The organism is Bacteroidales bacterium (genome assembly GCA_016707785.1).
Taxonomy (GTDB): Bacteria; Bacteroidota; Bacteroidia; order Bacteroidales; family UBA4417; genus UBA4417.
Genome location: JADJGZ010000005.1, coordinates 129,806 through 152,287 on the forward strand (window position 1 = coordinate 129,806; position 22,482 = coordinate 152,287).

General features: G+C 36.1%; 24 protein-coding genes. 6 read left to right on the forward strand and 18 right to left on the reverse strand.

Annotated elements, in window-relative coordinates; translation table 11 throughout:
• Positions 1 to 500: 500 nt before the first annotated feature.
• Positions 501 to 1,373: a glycosyltransferase family 2 protein gene (locus IPH84_04660; protein MBK7172522.1), complete on the forward strand. Its 873-nt coding sequence runs from the start codon at positions 501 to 503 to the stop codon at positions 1,371 to 1,373.
• Between the two features lie 40 nt (positions 1,374 to 1,413).
• On the opposite strand, the gene IPH84_04665 is transcribed toward IPH84_04660, so the two are convergent.
• The 5 genes from IPH84_04665 to IPH84_04685 form a co-directional block, all read right to left on the reverse strand.
• A complete protein-coding gene (locus tag IPH84_04665) occupies positions 1,414 to 1,854 on the reverse strand; it encodes an FkbM family methyltransferase (protein MBK7172523.1) in 441 nt (146 codons plus the stop codon).
• Positions 1,814 to 2,323, reverse strand: coding sequence for a hypothetical protein (locus IPH84_04670; protein MBK7172524.1), 510 nt, complete (start codon positions 2,321 to 2,323; stop codon positions 1,814 to 1,816). Before IPH84_04670 ends, IPH84_04665 begins: the two co-directional genes overlap by 41 nt.
• 215 nt (positions 2,324 to 2,538) lie before the next feature.
• Positions 2,539 to 3,498 (reverse strand): YihY/virulence factor BrkB family protein, encoded by a 960-nt coding sequence (locus IPH84_04675; GenBank protein ID MBK7172525.1) that lies wholly within the window; start codon positions 3,496 to 3,498, stop codon positions 2,539 to 2,541.
• Between the two features lie 15 nt (positions 3,499 to 3,513).
• Positions 3,514 to 4,350 carry a carboxylating nicotinate-nucleotide diphosphorylase gene (nadC, locus tag IPH84_04680; GenBank protein ID MBK7172526.1) on the reverse strand — a complete coding sequence of 279 codons (837 nt, stop codon included), beginning with the start codon at positions 4,348 to 4,350 and terminating at the stop codon, positions 3,514 to 3,516.
• A 27-nt stretch (positions 4,351 to 4,377) separates the two neighbouring features.
• Complete coding sequence (locus IPH84_04685) at positions 4,378 to 4,785, reverse strand: DUF4783 domain-containing protein (GenBank protein MBK7172527.1); 408 nt, start codon at positions 4,783 to 4,785, stop codon at positions 4,378 to 4,380.
• Positions 4,786 to 4,915: 130 nt separating this feature from the next.
• Here IPH84_04685 and IPH84_04690 point away from each other — a divergent pair, with 130 nt between their 5' ends.
• Both IPH84_04690 and IPH84_04695 read left to right on the forward strand, forming a co-directional pair.
• A complete protein-coding gene (locus IPH84_04690) occupies positions 4,916 to 5,389 on the forward strand; it encodes a 23S rRNA (pseudouridine(1915)-N(3))-methyltransferase RlmH (GenBank protein MBK7172528.1) in 474 nt (157 codons plus the stop codon).
• Between the two features lie 57 nt (positions 5,390 to 5,446).
• Positions 5,447 to 6,031 carry a non-canonical purine NTP diphosphatase gene (locus IPH84_04695; protein ID MBK7172529.1) on the forward strand — a complete coding sequence of 195 codons (585 nt, stop codon included), beginning with the start codon at positions 5,447 to 5,449 and terminating at the stop codon, positions 6,029 to 6,031.
• Positions 6,032 to 6,043: 12 nt separating this feature from the next.
• Here the strand turns inward: IPH84_04695 and IPH84_04700 are convergent, their stop codons facing one another.
• Positions 6,044 to 7,036, reverse strand: coding sequence for a D-alanine--D-alanine ligase (locus tag IPH84_04700; GenBank protein ID MBK7172530.1), 993 nt, complete (start codon positions 7,034 to 7,036; stop codon positions 6,044 to 6,046).
• Positions 7,037 to 7,185: 149 nt separating this feature from the next.
• Between IPH84_04700 and IPH84_04705 the strand changes: the two genes are divergently transcribed.
• The 3 genes from IPH84_04705 to IPH84_04715 are packed head-to-tail and all read left to right on the forward strand — an operon-like array spanning position 7,186 to position 11,095.
• A complete protein-coding gene (locus IPH84_04705) occupies positions 7,186 to 8,016 on the forward strand; it encodes a PASTA domain-containing protein (protein ID MBK7172531.1) in 831 nt (276 codons plus the stop codon).
• 15 nt (positions 8,017 to 8,031) lie between these two features.
• A complete protein-coding gene (locus IPH84_04710) occupies positions 8,032 to 10,023 on the forward strand; it encodes a T9SS type A sorting domain-containing protein (GenBank protein ID MBK7172532.1) in 1,992 nt (663 codons plus the stop codon).
• Between the two features lie 16 nt (positions 10,024 to 10,039).
• A complete protein-coding gene (locus IPH84_04715) occupies positions 10,040 to 11,095 on the forward strand; it encodes an RluA family pseudouridine synthase (GenBank protein MBK7172533.1) in 1,056 nt (351 codons plus the stop codon).
• A gap of 61 nt (positions 11,096 to 11,156) precedes the next feature.
• On the opposite strand, the gene IPH84_04720 is transcribed toward IPH84_04715, so the two are convergent.
• The 12 genes from IPH84_04720 to IPH84_04775 all read right to left on the reverse strand — a co-directional run bounded on the left by IPH84_04720 (position 11,157) and on the right by IPH84_04775 (position 22,425).
• Entirely contained in the window at positions 11,157 to 12,086 is a 930-nt protein-coding gene (locus IPH84_04720; GenBank protein MBK7172534.1) for a hypothetical protein, read from the reverse strand.
• Between the two features lie 2 nt (positions 12,087 to 12,088).
• Entirely contained in the window at positions 12,089 to 12,925 is an 837-nt protein-coding gene (locus IPH84_04725) for a hypothetical protein (GenBank protein MBK7172535.1), read from the reverse strand.
• Positions 12,912 to 13,706, reverse strand: coding sequence for a hypothetical protein (locus IPH84_04730; GenBank protein ID MBK7172536.1), 795 nt, complete (start codon positions 13,704 to 13,706; stop codon positions 12,912 to 12,914). The genes IPH84_04725 and IPH84_04730 overlap by 14 nt, the downstream gene beginning before the upstream one ends.
• Positions 13,707 to 13,822: 116 nt before the next feature.
• Positions 13,823 to 14,206, reverse strand: a complete 384-nt coding sequence (locus tag IPH84_04735; GenBank protein ID MBK7172537.1) for a membrane protein insertion efficiency factor YidD — start codon at positions 14,204 to 14,206, stop codon at positions 13,823 to 13,825.
• Positions 14,184 to 14,870, reverse strand: coding sequence for a hypothetical protein (locus IPH84_04740; protein MBK7172538.1), 687 nt, complete (start codon positions 14,868 to 14,870; stop codon positions 14,184 to 14,186). Before IPH84_04740 ends, IPH84_04735 begins: the two co-directional genes overlap by 23 nt.
• A gap of 172 nt (positions 14,871 to 15,042) precedes the next feature.
• Positions 15,043 to 15,480 (reverse strand): hypothetical protein, encoded by a 438-nt coding sequence (locus IPH84_04745; GenBank protein ID MBK7172539.1) that lies wholly within the window; start codon positions 15,478 to 15,480, stop codon positions 15,043 to 15,045.
• A 204-nt stretch (positions 15,481 to 15,684) separates the two neighbouring features.
• A complete protein-coding gene (locus IPH84_04750; GenBank protein ID MBK7172540.1) occupies positions 15,685 to 16,236 on the reverse strand; it encodes a hypothetical protein in 552 nt (183 codons plus the stop codon).
• A gap of 258 nt (positions 16,237 to 16,494) precedes the next feature.
• Positions 16,495 to 17,601: an aminofutalosine synthase MqnE gene (gene mqnE / locus IPH84_04755; GenBank protein ID MBK7172541.1), complete on the reverse strand. Its 1,107-nt coding sequence runs from the start codon at positions 17,599 to 17,601 to the stop codon at positions 16,495 to 16,497.
• A 66-nt stretch (positions 17,602 to 17,667) separates the two neighbouring features.
• Complete coding sequence (locus tag IPH84_04760) at positions 17,668 to 19,503, reverse strand: trypsin-like serine protease (GenBank protein ID MBK7172542.1); 1,836 nt, start codon at positions 19,501 to 19,503, stop codon at positions 17,668 to 17,670.
• Between the two features lie 208 nt (positions 19,504 to 19,711).
• Positions 19,712 to 20,548 carry a 1,4-dihydroxy-6-naphthoate synthase gene (locus IPH84_04765; protein ID MBK7172543.1) on the reverse strand — a complete coding sequence of 279 codons (837 nt, stop codon included), beginning with the start codon at positions 20,546 to 20,548 and terminating at the stop codon, positions 19,712 to 19,714.
• A 56-nt stretch (positions 20,549 to 20,604) separates the two neighbouring features.
• Positions 20,605 to 21,282: a futalosine hydrolase gene (mqnB, locus tag IPH84_04770; GenBank protein MBK7172544.1), complete on the reverse strand. Its 678-nt coding sequence runs from the start codon at positions 21,280 to 21,282 to the stop codon at positions 20,605 to 20,607.
• A gap of 36 nt (positions 21,283 to 21,318) precedes the next feature.
• The gene (locus IPH84_04775; protein ID MBK7172545.1) at positions 21,319 to 22,425 is read right to left on the reverse strand and encodes an alkaline phosphatase; all 1,107 of its coding nucleotides are present in this window, start codon (positions 22,423 to 22,425) and stop codon (positions 21,319 to 21,321) included.
• Positions 22,426 to 22,482 lie beyond the last annotated feature (57 nt).

Here is a 22,482-nt window from a genome sequence, read left to right on the forward strand (position 1 = left end):
TCACCATAAAGAAAATTAGTTACAGTGTTTGAATATTGCTCCTTTGAAATTACGACATCATTGCAAACCTCCTGAAATTCAAATTCAAGATTCACTACTTTTATTTCTTGATCGTGGAAAGAGAAAATTTGGTGAACAACTTTGTTTCTTTGAAAAAAACTGCAACTTTGATCAGTTGGTCTTATAGCAAACGTATTTGAATCAAGTTGTCCTTGATTGGGTATAAATTGTGAAGTTAAATACTTATTACTACTAGCATATGAATAACTATACTGATAAAGAGTAAAAAGTATAATCAGATTAATCAATCTAAGTGTTTTCATGATTTGAAATATATAATAACCTATATTAAACTATAAAATTAAAAAAAATGTAAAAAATATTAAAGGAAATAAAAATTTTCTTTTTAGATAGTCATATTTATGATTATTAAGATTTAGATTTAATGAATAACTTTGCACTTAAAATCTATTGTATTATCTCTTAATAAGTTAATTTACATGCCTTTATTAAGTATCGGTCTGCCTGTATATAATAGTCAAGAGTATCTTGAGGAAGTAATTCAGTCTTTGATTGTTCAATCTTTCACTGATTTTGAATTAATAATTTCAGATGATAAATCTAAAGACAATACGATTAACATATGTCAGAGATTTTCAGATGTTGATCAAAGGATTATTATTTACAAACAAGATATAAATATAGGCATGGTTCGAAATCAAAATTTTGTCTTAAGTAAGGCTAAAGGCAAATATTTCATGTGGGCAGCTCATGATGACTATTATCACAAGGAATTTATCAAAGAACTTCTATTTATTCTAGAAGAAAACCCAAAAATGGTAAGTGCATTTTGTAATACAGCAGTATTTTCAACAATAAATGATAAACCCATTAAGATATTTAGCCTTGATTTCTCTGATACATCAGCTCTGAGGAGATTGATTCGGTTTACTTTTATTTTTAATGATGCTCATTTCTACGGTATACACCGAAGAAAAGCTCTTATAAATACTGAAGTCCCTGTCTGGTGGGGGAAAAACAAAATTACGCCTGCAAATACTAATTACCCTGTACTATTTTATCTTCTGTCGTTAGGTGAATATGGGTATTTAAATGGGAATCCACTATTCTATAAAAGGCAAAAGAAAGAAAATTACTCACTTGGCCCCTCCAGGACAATTATTCAACAGATCCTCTTTTTAATAATCAGAAAGTTAAACCTGTTTATTTTGTGCTGTTCAAATGTCCACAAAGCTAGAAGAAATCCTGTCATCACACTTTCTATAATACCATTTCTAATTATAAGAATCATCTATAATCTTATAAAAGAGATTTTATATTTATTGAAGTTAAATATTAGACTTTTTCGATAGCCTTTCAATGTTATAGCATTTCATTGTACTCACATAATATCTAGAATAATTTATATTGGGCTCTTATAACTGCTTTTCTAAAAGATGGAAGACCATCTTCAACATAAAAAAAGATATATCCATCTGATATTTCAAATGGAATGTCATTTACATGAAAAAAATTAGATATTTCTCCAAGATCATCTTCATGATGGTAAGTGCATACTGTTATTCTAATTTCTTTAAATCTATTTATTAATAGATTAACTCCGCTTAGAGCCTTAATTTCAAAGCCTTCTATATCCATTTTAATAAAAACAGAATCAGCAATAACTTCTGATAAAATATCCGGTAAAGAAATACAATTCATATCAGATTGGTTTGACAAAAATTTTTCTATAAAGAAAATTTTTTCATCCCAAGGCTTGAATGTTAACTTTAAAGCTTCAATCCACTCTTTATTAGGTTCTATTAAAAAATACTTTATTAGCTTGCTCCACAATAGATAATGCGAAATTTCCTTCAGCAACACCTGCATCGATGACAATTGAATTATTAGGAAATACAAAACTATCTGTTAAATATCTGTGTGGAGAATTGATATCCTGTTCTTTGAGAACATTTCGATGTGACCAAATGACCTGATCTTTGCTAAATCTTTTGGGGTAATACATTTTCTTCCCTTGATATATCACATAATAAAACCCATTTTCTAGATCAATCCTAACATCTATATTTAGATGATCATATTTATTTGCCCATTTATAAGGTAAAGCTGAGTATTTGTGCCATTTCAAGTATTTTATACTCTCCTTTATCTCAGGAGGCAATACTCTTGACTTTTGAGTTTGCAAGTGTTTAATTAACAAATTCCTTCTAGATTTTGAATCACTCGACTCAAATATAGCTGCATAAAAATCAAGTAGTTTCGTAGGAAGTAAAACTCTCAAAATCCTAACTAATTTCTTCATATATTGTGATGTAATGATATTGAGCCAAAAACAGTAAGACCGTACTAGCAACTTTGTTTAGTTAGAGGCAAAAGTAGTTAGTTTTAATTATTCCTAATACTAAATAAAAAAGTTTCCAAATATGAGTTTGCAACTTGATGATTCACTCTCTTTTTTTGCAGTTTTTCTAATAAACTGTATTATCTTCAAGGTTCTTTAAAATTAAAAACCCAACTTCACCGCCTCCTCTTCTTCGCATTCTGAATGCTTACATTCAACTCAAAACCAATCAAAACAATCATCGCATTGAAATAAATCCAGATCATGACTATTATTAGTGTCCCGATCGAACCATATAATGTATTGTACTGCGATAGGTTATTTACATAATAGTTAAATCCAATAGAGGTAGCTGCTGTTAATAATGTCGCCAATGTTGAACCAGCCGAAATAAAACGAAATCGACTCTTCCTTGCTGGCGCCAGATAATATAAAAAGGAAAACGCAAGAAATAACATAACTAATGTTATCATCCATTTCCCGACAGAAATCAAATAATAACCAAATGCATCCCTTATTATATTTTCATCTGAAAGAAAATCAATAGCAATTGGTCCTAGGGTAATTAAAATAATTGCCATAACTACTAGTATCGACAGAATTATTACCAATAAGATAGATACTAATCTTATTAACAACCAGTTCCGTGTCTCTATTGAATGATGTGTCTGATTAAAGGACTCTATTAAACTGTGAATACCATTAGTTGAAAAATATAAAGCCATCACAAAACCTATCGATAGTAACCCACCCCTTGGTCTTTTTACTATATCCAGCAAAGTTTCTTCAACAGCCTCAAACGCTTTCTTCGGAATAAAACTCTGCATTAAATCCATCAATGAATCCTGAAAACCACTTATTGGTATATATGGGATTATCGTAAAAAAGAAAATAATCGCCGGAAATAATGCCAGGAAGAAATTATAAGAGAAGGCGGCTGCCCTCATACTTATAGCTCCCTTCTTTAGCCCTTTGATAAAAAACTCTGCAACATCGTATAATGGCATTCCATCAAAACCTGGCAAAATAAGACTTCGGGAAATCCTAACAGTTGCCCTTATCGTCTTGCTTTGAATTAATTGCTCAAGCTTCTTTCGAAAATATTGATTGATGCTCAACGCTAAAGGAGTTATCATTTTCGTTAGATGGACTTATTTGACAGCCTTCAGACTTAAATCCAAACTATTAATATGATGAGTAATTGATCCGATGGAGACAAAATCCACACCACATTCAGCATATTGCCTTACAGTCGAAAGTGTAATCCCACCTGAAGCTTCAGTTTCAAATCGCTTGTTAATCATCTTAACAGCTGTCCGAAGTTCATCAAAGTTAAAATTATCTAACATAATTCTATCGACACCACCTTCATCTAATACCTCTTGCACTTCCGCCAAAGTCCTTGTCTCAATTTCAATCTTTAATCTTAAATCATTGTTTTTTAAGTAGTTAGTTGCAGAAGCAATAGCATTCCTGATACCTCCGGCAAAATCTACATGATTATCCTTAATCAAAATCATGTCAAAGAGCCCAAACCTGTGATTCTCGCCTCCTCCAATTTTCACAGCCATCTTTTCGATTTCCCTTAATAATGGGGTAGTTTTTCTTGTATCCAAAACTTTTGTTGGAAGATCACCAATAGCATCAACAATTTGACGAGTTTGAGTTGCAATACCACTCATCCTTTGCATGAAATTCAAGACAGTTCTTTCGGCTGTCAGGAGTTTTATGGAATCAGACTCTACATAAAATACAATGTCTCCCTTTTTTACCAATGCTCCATCTTCCAATTCTACTGTCATGACACAAGAAGGATCAAGAATACTGAATATCCTTCTGGCTATTTTAACACCAGCAATTACTCCATCCTCTTTTACCAGGAGTTTAGCTTTCCCCCTTGCATGCGATGGAATTGTTGATAAAGAAGTGTGATCTCCTTCACCAATATCCTCAATCAGAGCTTCTCTGATAATTTGATCTATATTCACAATCTATACTTTAAGTGGGGGGAAAAATCAATCTGCTTCAAATTGTATCTGCTGAATCAGCATGGAGCCCTCAATTGGTTTCAGGAGAATATAAGCTTTAAATACTTGATTATTACTTTTGTATGTACCTATAATAAACTGAGAACCACCAGCTGAATTTCCTTTCTGATCTAATACAAAAGACGAAGGTGGAATCTTTGAGAAAAAATCCTTCATAACCATCTCAGCTTGAACTTTACTGAAAGTCCCTTCCTTCCCGGGAATGGTGATCTCAACAGTGCTACTAAAGTAAATTGCTAATGATTTTGAGTTTCCTGTACGAATAGCACTTGCAATATTCTCATGAACACCAGGAACAATTAAAGAAACGGTAGACCCTGACACCATGCCAACGATAACAAGAAATACCAGGATTTGCAAAATATATTGTTTCATGATCGTTTTTTGAATCAGTACAAATATACAATAATCGAACCAATCGGATTAAAAAAAGGAATTGAGGTTCTACCTTAAGAAATTTCTATACCTATATTTGCCAGAGTATTAAATTAGAAAAACACAATATATGGTTATCACAATTCTGGTTGTTGGTAAAACAACTGAGGATTTTATCCGACAAGGCTTCACTTTATATTTTGAGCGCCTTAAACACTATTTGGGCGTCAAATATATCGAGATCCCGGAACTTAAGGAGAAACGAAATATGTCTCCTTTACAAATCAAAGAGAAGGAGGCTCTTACAATCCTTTCCAATATTCCTAAATCAGCCACCATAATCTTACTTGATGAACACGGAGTTTCAAAATCTTCTATTGAGTTTGCATCCCTTATTCAAAAACAGATGAATACCGGTATTAAAGAACTCATCTTTATCATAGGTGGTGCATTTGGTGTTTCAGAACTTATTAAAAAACAGTCAGATATCTGTATTTCTTTATCAAAAATGACATTTACCCATCAATTCATTCGGGTAATTCTTGCAGAACAACTCTACAGAGCAATGACCATTTTAAAAAATGAGCCTTATCATAACGAATAATATAAAAAAACTTATTAACCCTATTTTTAAAAGTAGAACCTTCAGGAAAACAACCATATGAAAAACCTGGTATTTGCGACTAATAACCAACACAAACTCCATGAGATCAAACTCCTTCTCAAAGGTAAATTCAATATTCAAAGCTTGCAAGATCTTAATATCTTAGAAGAAATACCTGAAACAGAGAACACCCTTGAAGGCAATGCCAGACTTAAAGCTGAGTTTATTACAAGCAAATACGGAATAGACTGTTTTGCAGATGATACTGGTCTGGAAGTTGAATCATTAGATGGAAGGCCTGGTGTTTATTCAGCCAGATATGCCGGATATGAAAATGACTTCGAAGCCAATACTGTTAAAGTTTTAGCTGAACTTAACGGAATTGACAATCGTACTGCCAGGTTTAGAACAGTTATCTGCCTGATTATGAACCATGAAAAGTATTTCTTTGAGGGAATTGTAAATGGAAGTCTTACCAGAGAAAAAAAAGGAAGTCTGGGATTTGGCTATGACCCGATCTTTGTTCCATCTGGATATAGCCTTACTTTCGCTGAAATGCCAATTGAGCAAAAAAACAGCATGAGTCACAGGGCAATTGCAACCTCAAAACTCATAGACTTCCTCTTAAATCAAAAGATCTGAAAGTATTATAGATTACTTATGTTGCTTAATTGCCTCATAGACCAGTGAAGAAAAGAAATCTGACAGATTAATTCCTGCAGATTTTGCTTGTTTTGGAATGATGCTCCCTTCCGAAAATCCAGGTACAGTATTTACCTCCAAAAACCACCATTTCCCTTCACTAAGAAAATAATCAAACCGGACTACTCCTTTACAATTGAACTTCTCATACAACATAGCTGTCATTTTCCTACACTCATCTTCTTCGTGTGGAGTAATGACTGCTGGTGTTACCTCTTCAGCCATTCCGGAGGTATACTTTGCTTCATAATCAAAGAAATCATTCTTGGGAATCACCTCAGTCACAGGCAGCACGACAAGTCTTCCTTCTGTCCTAAAGACTCCGCAAGCCATTTCCCTACCTTTAATATATTCTTGCACCTGTACTTCATTGTCTTCTGCAAATGCCAGCTTTAAAGCAGGTTCAAAACCTTCGAGATTGTATACTTTCGTAACCCCAACACTTGATCCTGACTTATTTGGTTTTATAAAACAAGGCAGTCCTACTTCTTTAGCAAGTTGTTCATAAGTCCATTTATGCCCGTCCCTTAATAGCACGGTCCTGGCTACATTCATACCTGCTCTGATTGCTATATCATTACAGAAAAACTTATTAAAAGTCAGTGCTGAAGTTGTGAGATCACAGGATGTATAGGGAATACTCATCAAATCCAAATATCCTTGTAATTTTCCATCCTCTCCCGGTGTGCCATGAATTGCAATGAATGCACAATCAAAATGGATTTTTCGATCTTTTAGGTGAAGTGAGAAATCATTCTTATCGATTTGAATACTTTCATCCTCATTCAATGTATAATGCCAATCATTTTTCCTTATTAAAATAGGATAAATATCAAAAAAATTCTCATCAAGAAACTTGGCTACAACCTTAGCACTGCCAATGGAGACATCAAATTCGCCTGAATCTCCTCCCATGAGTAAAGCAATTGACAACTTCCGATTCATATTTTCAACGTTTTGATTGCAAAGGTAGGGACTTCAAAGGAGTATGCCCCATGGAAATTTATATCTTTGCATAGTAAACAATAAATTAATTTAACAAATAGTTATACCTGACAAGGTTCAAGATTCATAGCCTCTATCACTTCCTAATCATGAATTTCATTCAGTTTATTACGACCCGAAGATTCCTGAAACATTTTGGCATCTCTTTGCTAATCAGTCTGATTTTGGGTTGGATAACACTTTCTTTGCTTAAACAATACACTAAACATGGATCATCGATCGAAGTACCAAATCTGGTTGGGTTATCAAGCCAGGAAATAAGTCAGATGGAGGATCTTGAAGATTTTGAACTTCTTGTCGTTGATTCAGTCTATGACTATGAGAAACCAGGGGGAATGATTGTTACCCAGGATCCACAACCAAAATCGAAAGTAAAATCAGGCAGAACTATTTATCTCTCGATGGTTGCCTTTGTTCCGGAGCAAGTTAAAATGCCGGCTTTAAATGATTTATCCTTAAGACAAGCGAAAGCTTTGCTTCAGACATATGGTCTTAAATTAGGAAGTGTAAAATCCATACCCGATCCCGCCAAGAATGCAGTTCTTCAAGTTACTTATAAGGGAAGAAGCATACAGCCTGGTGCTATGATTCGAAAAGGTTCCGTTATTGATTTATTTATTGGTTCCGGCTCAGGTGGAACTGAAGCTCAAATCCCATTTCTTATTGGGAAATCAAGAAGAGAAGCCATTTCTGAAATCATTCGTCTTGGAATGGTTACCGGTGAAGAAATATATAATGGAAATTCTGATTCCACCAATGCCAGAGTATACTTACAAGAGCCATTTTACGTTTATGGTTTGAAAATACCTCTGAGCAGTACGATTAATTTAACTTATCGATCAGATGAATCGTTTGATTTTGAGAGTTATATCCGAAGTTTGGAAATTGATACTATTAAGGTTGATAGCACTTCACAATAAACTCATTTATTAATTATGCGAAAACTATTAGCAATCCTTGTCCTGATTAGCCTTTTTGGCTCATTGAAAGCCCAGGAGAAGATGTTTGCATTGGAACACAACAAATCTGTGAAGAATAAAAGCATTAACAGCTACAAAGATTCACAAGTCAGTTATGCTGACACTGTTTTTGTTTCACTTCCTTTTCTTGATGACTTCTCAGTAGTTTCCATTTGGCCCTCCCCTTCTAAATGGGCTGATAATTATGTTTATATCAATACGGATTATGCTAAGCATTCTCCAACAGTTGGAGTTGCGACTTTTGATGCTATTGATGAAGATGGCGCCTTGTATTCATCTGCCGGTCCATATCAATTTGAGGCAGACTTCCTTACTTCACAACCCATCAGGCTTGATTCTTTGTTCTCCCCGATACAACGTGCGATACTTAAAAGTGATTCCCTTTACCTAAGTTTTTTTTATCAACCTCAGGGAAAAGGATCAATGCCTGCAAAAAAAGACTCCCTGGTACTTGAATTCCACTCCCCTCTTGAATTTGATACAATTGTTACCGCTGAGGATACTGTCATTTCTCCCCACTGGCAATACAAGTGGTCAAGTGCAGGAGGCACGCAAGTTGACACATTTGCAATTGTCCATGGTCAATATTTCAACCAGGTTTTAATCCCTATCAACGATAGTATACGATACTTCAAAAAGGGGTTTCGCTTTAGATTCAGGAATTATGCAAGCCTTGCCAACAATTATGTGCCTGATTGGCAGAGCAATGGCGACCAATGGAACCTCGACCTGGTTTACCTTAATTCTGGAAGATCCATTAATGATACGATAATTAAAGATGTTGCATTTGCAGATAGAGCTCCTTCTATGTTGGCAAAATATGAAGCAATGCCCTACACCCAGTATGGTGAAAATTTTGTGAATGAAATGAAGGATACGCTCAGCATCTTTATTGCCAACCTGGATAATTCACCGCAAAATATATCGTATCGGTATCATGTCCAGAAGGATTCACAACTTCCATTCAAAACTTATGATGGGGGAAGTTATTCCATTTTCCCTTTCCTGACAAACAGTTATTCTACCTATCAGCCCTTTGCCCGCCCCATCGTTAATTTCTTGTATTCACCATTTGAAAACCAGGAAGAGATCGTTTTCCATACCACTCACTATCTCACCACTGACCCGGCCATGATCATTCAAAGCAATGATACAATAAGGTATACCCAGGTTTTCAGCAATTATTATGCATATGATGATGGAACTGCAGAAGCCGGTATTGGTCTTAACGGAGCAGCAGGTTCATATGCCGTGCGTTTCGAATTGAATACAATGGATACACTGAGGGCTTTAAAGATATTCTTTAACCAAATCAGGTCAGGAGCAAGTGATAAATACATTGATATCACGATTTGGAATGATTCATTTGGAAAACCTGGCACAATTATTAAACAGTTAGCTCAGGTCAACCCACTTTATTCTGATAGCCTCAACAATTTCCAGACCTATTGGTTTGATGAACCTCTTGTTATTGAACCTGTAAATTTCCCGGGACTGATCTTCTATGCCGGTTGGCAGCAAACAGCTATTGATAACCTTAATGTAGGACTCGACAGATATAATGATACCCATCAATACAGATTCTATAATGTGGATGGAACCTGGCAGTCAAGCGACGAGCAGCATGCAGGCTCTTTATTATTGCGCCCTGTAGTTGGCAAAGCAAATCCTGTTTCAATGCAAGAGAATCTTCAGACAGGACAATTGGCAATATATCCAAATCCTGTTGCCAATGGGAATCTTAATATCAGGTTGCCAATCAATTTGATGCATCATTCTTCAAATGAATTATCAGTTTCGGTGTTTAATTCTTCCGGAATAAGAATTTCTTCGTTTCCATATCAGGAAACTATAAATATTGACAACTGGCTTCCAGGGCTTTATGTGATTCGTTTACACAGTGAGGTGGATGGAAAAATTTATTTTGGGAAAGTGATAAAAAAGTAGAGTAGCAAACAAGTTCATGATAGAAGAGACAGAAGAATTAGAGGTTAATGATCAGCAAGGAGAAGAAAATGATCTGTTTGAGCACTACAGGTTTGAAGTCGATCGTGGACAAGCTTTATTGCGTATAGACAAATTTCTATTAAGTAAGATTCCAAATATTTCCAGGAACAAGATCCAGAATGCCGCGCATGCCGGTAACATCCTGGTAAACCAGGTACCTGTCAAACCAAATCATAAAGTTCACCCTCTGGATACAATTTCTATCGTCTTAGCTTATCCTCCCAGGGAAACAGAAATTATCGCTGAGAATATACCATTGCAAATCCTGTTTGAAGATCAGGATTTGTTAGTGGTGGATAAACCAGCTGGCATGGTCGTTCATCCAGCACATGGAAATTACAATGGCACATTGTTAAATGCTTTAGCCTACAGATTTCAGGAAGAAGGAATAAAACTTGAATCAGGCCCCTATCTTGTTCATAGGATTGATAAAGATACGTCAGGCTTGTTATTAGTAGCCAAGAATGAATTGGCCCAATCCTTCTTAGCCCGTAGCTTCTTTGATCATAAAGTTGACAGGAAATACTGGGCTTTAGTATGGGGAGATTTTATCGATAACGAAGGTACAATCAATGGACATATTGGCCGTTGCCTGAAGGATCGCCAGAAAATGGATGTATTTCCTGACGGGAATCATGGCAAGGAAGCTATCACGCATTACAGGATTATTAGGAGGTTCCATTATGTTACACTGGTTGAGTGTATACTCGAAACCGGTCGAACACATCAGATCCGGGCACATATGAAGCATATTGGACACCCTCTTTTCAATGATGCAAAGTATGGTGGGGATCAAATCATTAAAGGAACCACTTTTACAAAGTATAAACAATTCATTCAGAATTGCTTTGATATCTGTCCCCGACAAGCATTACATGCTAAAACTCTTTCTTTCAAACATCCTTCCTCCGGAAAAGATATTCTATTCGAATCTGATTTACCTAAAGATTTCTCTGAACTGGTTGAGAAATGGGAAAAATATTTCCAAAGCAGTATTGATATAAATAACTGATAATCATTTATTATACTTAAAACTATCTAAGAATTTTAATTGGGAAGTCTTGTAAAAGACATTAATGTTCTTTATAATAGTTTACAAGTTCTGACTTTGATTGATTTACAAAGAATGAACGTTCATCATCAGATAGATTAGGATTATTAACCGCTAACTTTTCCATTAATTTTAATTTCTCCTCAGCAGAAGAAATCCTGTTTGTTGCTACAAAAACTCTGAACATATACTGCTGATACAGGATATTCCCCGGAGTATTTGATAATAATATGCGGCAATACTTCTCTGCCTCTATATAATTTGAATTGATATCAAAAGCTATTTTCATCAGGAAATATGTTGCTTCCTGGCTTATCTTCCAATCTTTTGATAACGCTGCTTTTTTTAAAAATACGATCCCTAATTCCTTGTTTCCATATTGAAATTGATTAAGTACCGGAGATAGTAAAGGATACCTCTCCCTTGCTAATCCATAAAAATAATTGTACAAACCCGTTGTTAGCAGGAAAGGAGCGTACCTGTTTTCCAGTCCAATTGAAATTTTGAGAAAAGAGTAATATTTTGATAAATCTCCTAATGCGGAAAGGTAGGAATTATCCAGAAGGCTGACCCTTGCATTGTAAGCACATATTGAAATAAGCAGAAATAGGGACCTGTCGTCATATTTCTTTTTAGAGGCGCTATACTTTGCCATCACATCTTCAACACGTTTTTCAAGCAATGCAGAATATCTCTCATTGTTATTCCCAGAAATGATCTTCCACCAATAATAGTTCACTACGGCTAATTCATAGTCAAGATTGAACTCAGTATTTGGTTCATAAATTTTCAGAATTGAATCAACCTTTTGGAAATTAAAACCTGAAGTTTCTTTATAGATAATTTCAGCAATTTTGACCCTGGATTCAGCGAATAGATGAAACGGAGAACCAAATACCAATATTAATATGGTAAAAGACAAAGTGCGCATCAAGTTCTTAACGCCATGCATAATTACCCTGGATTGTTATTTTTCTCCATGTACCTGATCAAATCGAGCAAGTTCTCGTTCATTTCATTAGCCAATCGATCACTGGTAATACTATATGCCTTTTGAAATCCTCCGGTATAGTACCTCTGAAACCAGGGTAAAACGATTACAGCTGCATCGATAAAGGAAAGAGACCCTCCAAGAGCAGTACCAACAGCTAGAAATCCGGTTGTCAGGAAAAAAGAATTCAGCCCATTTTTCCAATCCCCGGCGTAGATTTGGCCTGAACCAGGAATAAACATACTCATAATTTTAGCGGTTCCTGGCTTGAATCGTTTCTTTAATTGATTGGTATGATCAAGGAAATAGTTTATAGAATCTGCCGAACAGTGTAATGAACTCAGACAAACAGAAGTGAAATAGCGTTGGGCCATCATGAAATCACCTAAATAATAATAGGTAATACCAAAAAGCATATCAAAATCCTTTCTAAATGATGGAATAGGCTCTGAATCCAGAGACATCAATTCAACCAAAGCTTCATTATATTCTTTATTGTATAATTTACAGGCAACCTTTCTTGAAAGACAATAGTTTGACACACTATCATTTTCATTTTGAATGATAGCGAGATCATAATAATAAAAAGCTGAGCCAAAGTCAGATAAATGAAAATAACAATCCCCTAACTTTTGAAAGACATCGGGAAACCTTGTCTCTTCATCAAAGAATTGAACTCTCTTCAGATTCTTAATTGACTGTTCATAGTTCCCCTGACTGCATTGATCAGTAGCTAAAGCATAAAGATGTTCAGCAGTCTGAGCAAAGAGTGGTAATCCCCAAAAATTAAAGATGATCAAGAAAAACAACACCGATACTCTCTTGTATCTTTTTCTTACTTTTATCATTGTGCCTTTTAGCTGCTTTGAATGAACCATATATATTACCAAGATAAAATGCTGAAGCTATAGCACTATATGAAATAAAGAAACCACTCTTTGGCCCATATAGATTATAACCTCTGATAGCCTGGAATGAAGTTGCTCCCACAAAAAAGAGTGAGATTAGTCCATCTTTCCAATTCCCGGCATATATTTTTCCACTGCCTGGTACTATAGTTGAAAGAGCGGCTGCCAAAGCAGGGCTCTTGATTTTCCTGGAATCAATTTGATGAATAATATCTCCGTATCTATTGTCTAATTTAAGGTACGTTTCCTTTTCTAATCCGTATGCCTTTCTGGCTTTGTCCCAATCTGTGTTTAAATCCAGGTGGAATTGTAGAAATAACCTATCAGAAGTGCTTAGAAACCTGTTATCTCTTATAATTTCTGTGGCGCTCTTTACAGAATCCATTATAAGCAAGGCCTTTGAATACTCTATTGCATACTTGCCGGGCATAGACACAGGATCAGGAAAAATCCTTTTTATCTGAAGCCTGGCTTCATTATAATCATTTCCTAAATTAAGAGCCCGGATTAACTGATAACGAGCAGTATCATCCCCGGGTGAAAAAAACAAAACTCTTTCCCATTCTTCGATGGCCAGTTTGTATTGCCTGGTTTCAAATAAGTATTGACCATATTTCCTTGAATGTTCAATATCTAACAGATTTTGTGCAATTAAACTTTCAGTTGTAGTCAATGTCAGAAGGAATAGTATCAATGAAGTGAATATGGAAGAAAAACCAGAGCATATTCGTAAATTGATAAAATCACACCTTCTTGCCCAATGAATCCGATGATTTCTATTAAAATACTTCATGGATAATCGATAAAGAGTTTCTGTTCCACATCGTATTCATAGATTTCAGGTGATAACCCATTGCATCTGCTTAACCTGTCCATAGTATCCAGAAAACCGACAAGCACACCCTTTTTCTTTATCGTTTCAACTGCATAAACAGAACAACTAGGAGTAAAAGTGCAGCTTCTTTGATCCTGGGAAGAAAAATAGTGCTTATAACCTCTGAATAAAATGTACAAAATAAATTCCATTTCATTAGAGGAATGGTCATCCTTTACTCCATATGTATGCTCATGAGGCACTTTCTTCTGGCTCTCAGTGATAGCGATAAAATCCAACTTCTCAACTTTTACATCCTGTGCGAAAAGTACAAGATTAGCGAGGAATAGGATAATCATAAAAAGAAGCTTCATCCCAGTCATTGATTTTGATATTCTTAAAAGTTGTCAATTGGTGGATCTCCTGACCATTTGTCAGATATGCCAGGTGGAGAATTTCTGTTGGGAACTCAAAGCCTTTAATGGTAACATAATTAGAGAATAATTGCTTACCAATAATATTCTTTGTAGGACCATAAAAAATAACTCCATTCAATCTATTATTCATGATTGAAATCTTGACCTCACCTAATATCTTGGCATATTCCTTTTTGGGGACCCAGGTAGAGATCACCATATTATCTTCTTTTACTACCCCACTCAGGGAAAACATAGTTTTCTTCAGTCCATAATCCTTTAGGTTATTATTCAGAGCCAGGTTAAAGATGGAAAAGTCAACAAAACCAGGAAGCAGAGGCTTTTTATCGACACTACCGGCTTTTAACTTGTACATGATTGTGTCCTTGAATAACCATACCTCTTTTTCAGGGAAGAGAATATTGTAAAGCAGTTTGTGTTTCAGTTTATCATAATAAACCTGACCCATTGTCAGGCTTGATTTGCCTTCTGTTGACTTTTCCTTTATTGAAAAATCGGCTCTGATCCTATAATAAATATCCTTTTGCCCATTTAATTCGATGGAAAAAAGGATGATAAAACAAGTAAGAGTCAGAAAAATACGCATCCTTAAAAGTATTGTGTTTGCTTAATAGGGTTAGGCAAACTTAGTAAATAAGAGTTATCATTTTTAAAAATGAAGTATTTAAGATGGTTAAAAAAAATAAGTATGAAACCTTTCAGGATTTCATACTTATTTTTGTAATTGAATCGCTTTTTGTTTACAAAGCTTTTAATCGTTAGATTAAGAATGAATTACCATAAACAATAAGCCAGAATACTTCCCAGGCAATCCAGAATGCACCACTAACAATACATCCATAAAGTGATTTCTTAACTTCATCCCTGTCATTGTCAGTAACCAAATAAACAATAAGGATACCAACCGGACCAAAAACGCATCCCCACCAGAATCCGGGAATTCCCAAAGCTGGTTCCATCATCATACCATTGGTTAGATTCAGGTTACCATACCTGGATGAGATCATGTTTTTGCTTTGCATTTCTGACAGACTCATGAAATCATTTTGAATAACAGTCTGTTCCAACTGATTCAGTTCTGAGAACTCATTTAAAACTTGCTGTTTATCGATTTGAAAATCAGCGGCCTGATTGGCCCAGAGGTTCTGGCAACCCAAGAAGATTACCATGGATGCGAAAAGTAATAATTTTTTCATGATTATGGATTTAGATTGAAGGATTGGATTTCCGTATCAGATGTAACAAATATATATCGTAATTATTGGTTAAACAAGTAATTTACTTAAGTTTTACTATTTTTATTTCCTAAGCCTGATTATTAGCCAGAATAGGTTCTCAGGTAAAAAGATGGCAAAAATAGTTAGCTAGCTTTATAAAAAGCATCTAAACACAACCTTGAATTAAAACTTCAAGGCAATTCCAAGATTAAGGTAGGAAATCCCATAACCTAGTTCTGCCATCCCGGCAAACTTATCATTAAAATAATAACGTCCGCCTAAAAAGATTGAAGATCCAACTCCGGAATTTCCTGGTTCAATGGGATCATAAGTAGTACCATGCCATTTCCACATATAACTATTGAAACCCAGCATCAAACCACCATAAGTGTCCAGTTTTTCAATCAGAGGATAATGAAATACCCCACGTGCACCAAGGAAAAGTCTGTTATAGGTCCAGTACTCATCTCCGGCCCAGCTTCCATCTTGCTTGTAACTGGCATATCCAATGTATCCACCAACACCGATAGATCCTTTATCAATAATACCATCAAGTATTCCAATTTCTACAGAAGCAGACACAGGAGGCACGGCAACATTATATCCCCATGTTCCATATCCGCCAAAACCTACACCGAGGTTAAGAACTTTAGATCCTTTTTCAAACTCCTGGCTTGTACCCAGGAGATAAACACCAAGAAATAGGATGAGCAAAAACAAAGATCTTATTTTCATGTTAATAAATTTTTGGTTAGACATTTAGTTTTAACAAAAATACGATCACAATGCATACTTCGCAACTCAATACAGAATAATCATTAAAAAGATTTCAACATCCAAACTTTTATAAAAAACAGGGAAATCCCCTAAAAGAGTGATATTGAAATCTTAGTTTATAATACAATTCAAATATTCCAGGCACAACATACAACTCTTTTCTAAAAATCATCAGTGATTTTCAAATAATTTTGAAGAACAATTTAAAGATACGATTTAATCGATTTGAATCACATTATATAATGAATCTCTCTCTACAGGTATCCGGCCTGCATTACGAATCAGTGATTTTAACTCCTCTGAATTGAGAGAAGGATTGGTATCTTCTGCTCCAGCCATTGAGTATATTTTGGTTGAATCATTAATAGTGCCATCCAGGTCGTCCACGCCAAATGATAGTGAAAGAGCAGCCATTTGCTTACCCATCATAGGCCAATAGGCTTTAATATGGGGAATATTATCAAGAAAGATCCTCGAAACAGCGAAATTGCGCATATCTTCCAGGAGAGAAACCTCCCCTACCCAGGAAAGCTCATTGTTCATACTTCTGAATTTCAAAGGGATGAAAGCATTAAAACCACCTGTTTTATCCTGTAGAGATCTTAGTCGCTGGAGGTGTTCAATCCGATGCTCATAATGCTCAACATGTCCATACAAAATAGTACAATTACTTGGAATACCCAGTTTATGCGCAGTTTCATGGACATCCAACCAGGCTTCAGAGGTAGATTTCTTTCCACAAATCACTTCCCTTATTTGTTCATCAAAGATTTCAGCTCCACCACCAGGGATAGAATCCAAACCTGCCTCTTTTAATATCTGTAATCCCTGTTCAAGACCAATACCAGCTTTCTTCGCCATATATTCTATTTCAATAGCTGTATAGGCTTTAATATGTAAACCGGGGCGGCATGTCTTCACTTTTCTGATCAGATCAGCATAGTAATTGATATCCCTGGCAGGATGTACTGCACCTACAATATGTACTTCCGTTATTTCATCACCAAGAGACTTCACTTTTTCCACCATTTCTTCAATGGATAATTCCCAGGACTCCGGACTTTGATGATGAGAATAGGAACAAAACTTACAATTATAGACACAAATATTAGTAGGTTCTATATGTACATTCCGGTTATAGAAAGTATAATTATTATTGATTCTTATACGCACATTATCAGCTAATAAGGCAAGAAGAGACAGCTCCGCTTCCTTATATAAAATCAAGCCTTCAGACGTTGAAATCCTTTCTCCATCCAACACTTTTATTGCAATCAGTTTAAGATGATCAGGTAATAATGCGCTCTCCAATAACTCTTTCATCGACAAACTATTAATTGGGTTCAAAAGTGAACCAGTTTTGCTATAAGAACAATACTAAATGAGGAATCAATCAGTTCCAGGTTGTAAAACAATTACTTTATGAATTTGATTCATATCACCCTGGATCATTTGGATAAAAAACAGTTTTCCCGATCTTGGCAGATCAAAACTGATCGCTGGACCTGCATTTGACTCCCATACTATTTCACTTTGAAACCTACCTAAAGCATCATAAATTCTGATCAAGGCCTGTTCGGTTGTTCTTGAATTGGTAAATATGGTAACCTTTCCACTTGTCGGATTTGGATAAAGGATCGATTTAACATCAATATATCCGAGTTTTACAAGTGTATCTTGTCCATACTGATTACTAACAGTAAGTTTAACTTTAAATTTTCCACAAGTATCATACTTAATTCCCATTGGATTGGCTTCAAAGCTTTGAGAAGGGTTTCCTCCTTCAAAGTCCCATTTCCAGGATGTTGGATTTCTAAGTGACAAATCAAAGAAATCCAGGGTTCCACCAACTACAACAGCAGTAGTATCAGCTTTGAAGTCTGCAACCACCATCAGGTTATTATAGGCTCCTTCAACAGTCAATCTCCCCTCTTGCAATGGATCCAGCCAAGGTTCCATTCTAAGGGAATCAACGCTTCCATTAGAATTCCATGAGAATGCAACTTTGCCATAATAGTCTTTCCCTGAAGTATATGAACAGGCAGATTCTCCCCCTGTTAATGTACCAATCAGAAGTCCATTCTCATCAAATAATGGTGAACCAGAAGAGCCTGCTTCAGTAACCCCATATCCATTTGAAGTTGAAACCCATTCAACTATCCAATGTGTATTTGGAATGGATTGCCAGGTTCCGGAAGAAAGCTCCTTATTATAAGTGCTGATTTTCTTAATATCTCCCTGTGGATGATGGATGCCAACACCAGAAGTCGCAGCTAAAACATCCCTGTTCCAACCATTATAATAAGCATTGTATGCCGAGGGAATCGGTTGCTTCAAACGTACAAGGTAAAAATCAGACCCAATTTCAAGCGGATTCTGAGAAGAAGCCAGCCTTTCGGCACCTGTCATACTTTTCTCAGCAGGTTCAGAAACAGGATTTGCGCAAGTGGCAGATTGATACTTGAAATAAAACACCCATTTATTCATATCTGAAGCTGAAGCAAAAGCTCCCATATTGCGGGCACAGTGATTAGCTGTCAATAAAAGCGGAGAAAAGTCAAAAGCCGTATTGTTTAGTATGGATCCTGTGCACCAAAAGGATTGTCCGCTTACTCTTGTTAAAATTCTAACTACACCGTTGGCCTGATCTAACCATTGGGAGCCTTCATCACACAGAACATTTACTTCACAATCATCAGAACCGCCAAACCCCTTAGATGAGTATTCACTTTCAAGTTCAAAACCCCTGTAGATGAAGTTCAGACTTCCAATATGAATTTCCGGAATTTCGTTACAATTCTCAGGTTGATAATATTCGAGCCGAAGCTGATTGCCACGAACAGGCCTTACCGTAAAAGTACCATCTTCATTTTGATTCTCATTTGTGAAAGCTCCTGCTATATGACTGTATTCTATGTTACTAACAAAAAAGTCCGCAGTCTCAGGAATAAGAAAACGATCAAAGTCCAAACCTAAGGCGATAGCCCCTTCCACAGCAATTTCAAAAATCCATAATTTACCGCCATCTGGAAGGACATACCATTCTCCAATCTGTTGAATATCAATATCAACAGGGATAGATATTCCAACCCTATAGGGTTTCTCGAGTCCTGCATCCTTATTATCTTCTGTCTGAATCAGCTTGAGATCCGGTCCTGGAATGGAATAGACTGACCTCTTTCCAAATGATAAGCCTGAACTCACTGACCTGGGTATGCCCCCCATTTCAGGTTGCGCATACGCGTTGGTACAACAAATATTGATTGCTAAAACAAGCAGAGAAAAAAGGATTCTACGATAAGTGCGCACCAGCAGATATTATTATGTTACAAAAATAGTTTATTTCAGATTCAGGGATTCGTTATCTGGAAAGGATATATATTTTCATATAAAGAATAACCGAATAGTAATCAGAGGGTATTGTAATATTCATTTATTCCGGGTAATTCAATCGGTAATTCTCAGGAATCTTGTCCAAAATGGAGGATTCATGAGCCATCTCGAAGAGCTTATGAACAGCACCAATGCCTTCCTCTCCTAGATTTATGCTGAATTTATTCACATAGAGTTCAATATGTTTTCGCATCACTTCTTCCTTCATTTCCTGAGCATTACAGCTAACAAATGAACTGATCACATTGTTTTCCAAAGCGTATTCAACACTTCTTCTAAGTACTCTATCCACAGCATATAAAACTTCTGCCGGCAAGGACTTCCTGGCAACGATCCCACCCAATGGAATTGGATTTCCTGTATGATTCTCCCAAAATAAGCCAAGGTCAGTGACTTTTACTAATCCTTTATCCTGGTATGTAAACCGATTTTCATGAATGATAACACCCGCATCTACTTTTCCATCCAGAACTGCATTTTCAATTTCAGAGAAAAGAAACTCTATCTTGTTAGAGGCCTCAGGGTAGGCAAATGAAATCAAAAGATTCGCTGTAGTATAGCGACCTGGGATAGCAATCTTCATCCCAGGTAATTCGCGTAAATCTGGCTGATTTTTAGCAATAAGCAATGGACCCGTCCCAAATCCAAGCGCGGCTCCGGAATTAAGAAGTATATAATTATTGGTCAGGTATAGAAAGGCATGAAAACTAGTTTTTGTTATATCCAATCGCTGGTTCATAGCCCATAGATTCAGTTCTTCAACATCAGCCAGGACATATTCAAATTCGAGTCCTTCTGTGTCAATTTTCTGATGAACTAATGCATCGAAGATAAATGTATCATTAGGGCATGGTGAAAAGCCAAGGCTCAATTTCATCTTTCAATCTTTTATTTAAACCATATTATCCTTCACCCATTTAAAAACTGCTAAACTTATTCCTGCAACAGTTCGATCAATGCATTATTCAAATTCTGAATAGCAAGAGGGATCTGCCATCTTGATGTATCTCTTGGCTCCACATAATTGGAAACAGCCCGGAGTTGCAGACATGGAGTTCCTGCCAGGAAAGCGACATAAAAAAATGCAGCCCCTTCCATGCTTTCAATATCTGCATCATTCCTCATGAGGAATTTCCGGATACTTTCAAGGTTTCCATGAACTGTATTTACTGTTACAGCTTTAGCTGAAGGCAATGAATCAATTAATTTACTATCGAGCCTCGTATTATTGATGAGTTTACCATTTGTAAAAGGGTATTCATCTTGTTCCAATAGCTTTAGATCAATCAATGAAAGAAAGTACTCTCCAGATTCAGCTCCTTTTTCGGGAAATGAATCTTCCAACACATTAATAACATCTCCTAACTTTAAATTGTGATTGAAACTGCCGCATATACCCACATTGATGAAGGCATCATATTTCCTGTTTTTGCTTACCTGTGTCATCCAGTAGGTAGTTGAGACCATTCCGACACCTGTAAGCAGAACATCAATCTGCCACCCCCTTGATTTATAGCGAGTAAGATTATTCGAAATATTTTGACCTTTGCCAAGATAGTTCAGTGTCGGTTCAATTTCAAGTGAGGTTGCAGAAACAATTAGTATCTTCATACCAGGAAGTGTAAATTACATTCATGTGATATCAACTCACTTCTTATATTTTAATTTCAAAAGATCCATGCATTTTCTGTTCACATCTGTATTATCCATGATCCCAGAAAAATTTTCTGCTCCGGGGCCAAAAGCAAAGACAGGAACCATAACAGCTGTATGATCCTTATGGATGAAACCACCTTCCACTTTTCCAGTTGGAATATCGCCACCCGTTAGAGCTAAACCACCTGTTTCATGATCAGCAGTCACAATTACAAGTGTTTCACCATTCTTTCTGGCAAATTCCAATACTTTACCCACAGCATCATCAAAATCAACCATTTCATCTCTAACATATTCAAGGCTGTTGTCGTGTCCTCCCCAGTCAATTTGGGATCCTTCAATCATAAGAAAAAATCCTTTTTTATTCCTGCTGAGTAGTTTCATGGCCATTTCAGAGGCTTTTGAAAGCATATCTTTTCTTCCTGCTGATAGCTTGGGCAGATGTCCTGGAGCCAGTAATCCTGCAACTTTACTAACTGTTGGTAAATCAATATCATTTATATCCTTTGCAACAAAATACCCCTTTGAAATCAAGCTATCAATGAGGTTCAGACTATCTTTTCTAAGGGCAAAATTATTGTACCCTCCACCAATAAAAATATCAATATCGGTTTTCAGAAAATCCATCGCAATATCTTCCATATTTCCCCGATTGCTGGTATGAGCAATAAAACCTGCGGGAGTTGCATGAGTAATGGAAGACGTTGCCACAAGTCCTGTAGAGAGTCCTTTTTTTTCAGCTGCTTCAAGTATGGTTTCCAGGACCGTTCCATCGGGTGCAACAGATATATAGCCATTATTTGTTTTACTTCCAGTGGCATAGGCTGTTGCTCCGGCTCCTGAGTCTGTGATATAATTATCTGATGAATTGGTTTTTACAAAACCGGAAATGGGAAACTTTGCCAAATTCAATTGGCCCTTTTTAGCTGTTAGACCCATATAAACCTGAGCAGTACCCATTCCATCACCAATCATCAAAATGATATTTTTTGGTGATTTGTTCTTTTTCTTTTGCGAAGGAGGATCACCTATAGAATTAGCTTTTAAAGGAATTATTGCAGTAAAAGCCAGTAATAGAAATACGATTGTGAGTTTCATTATTATTTTAGTATTGATGTAGTTTCGATGACAGGGAAGGCAGGGATGCCAAGATGA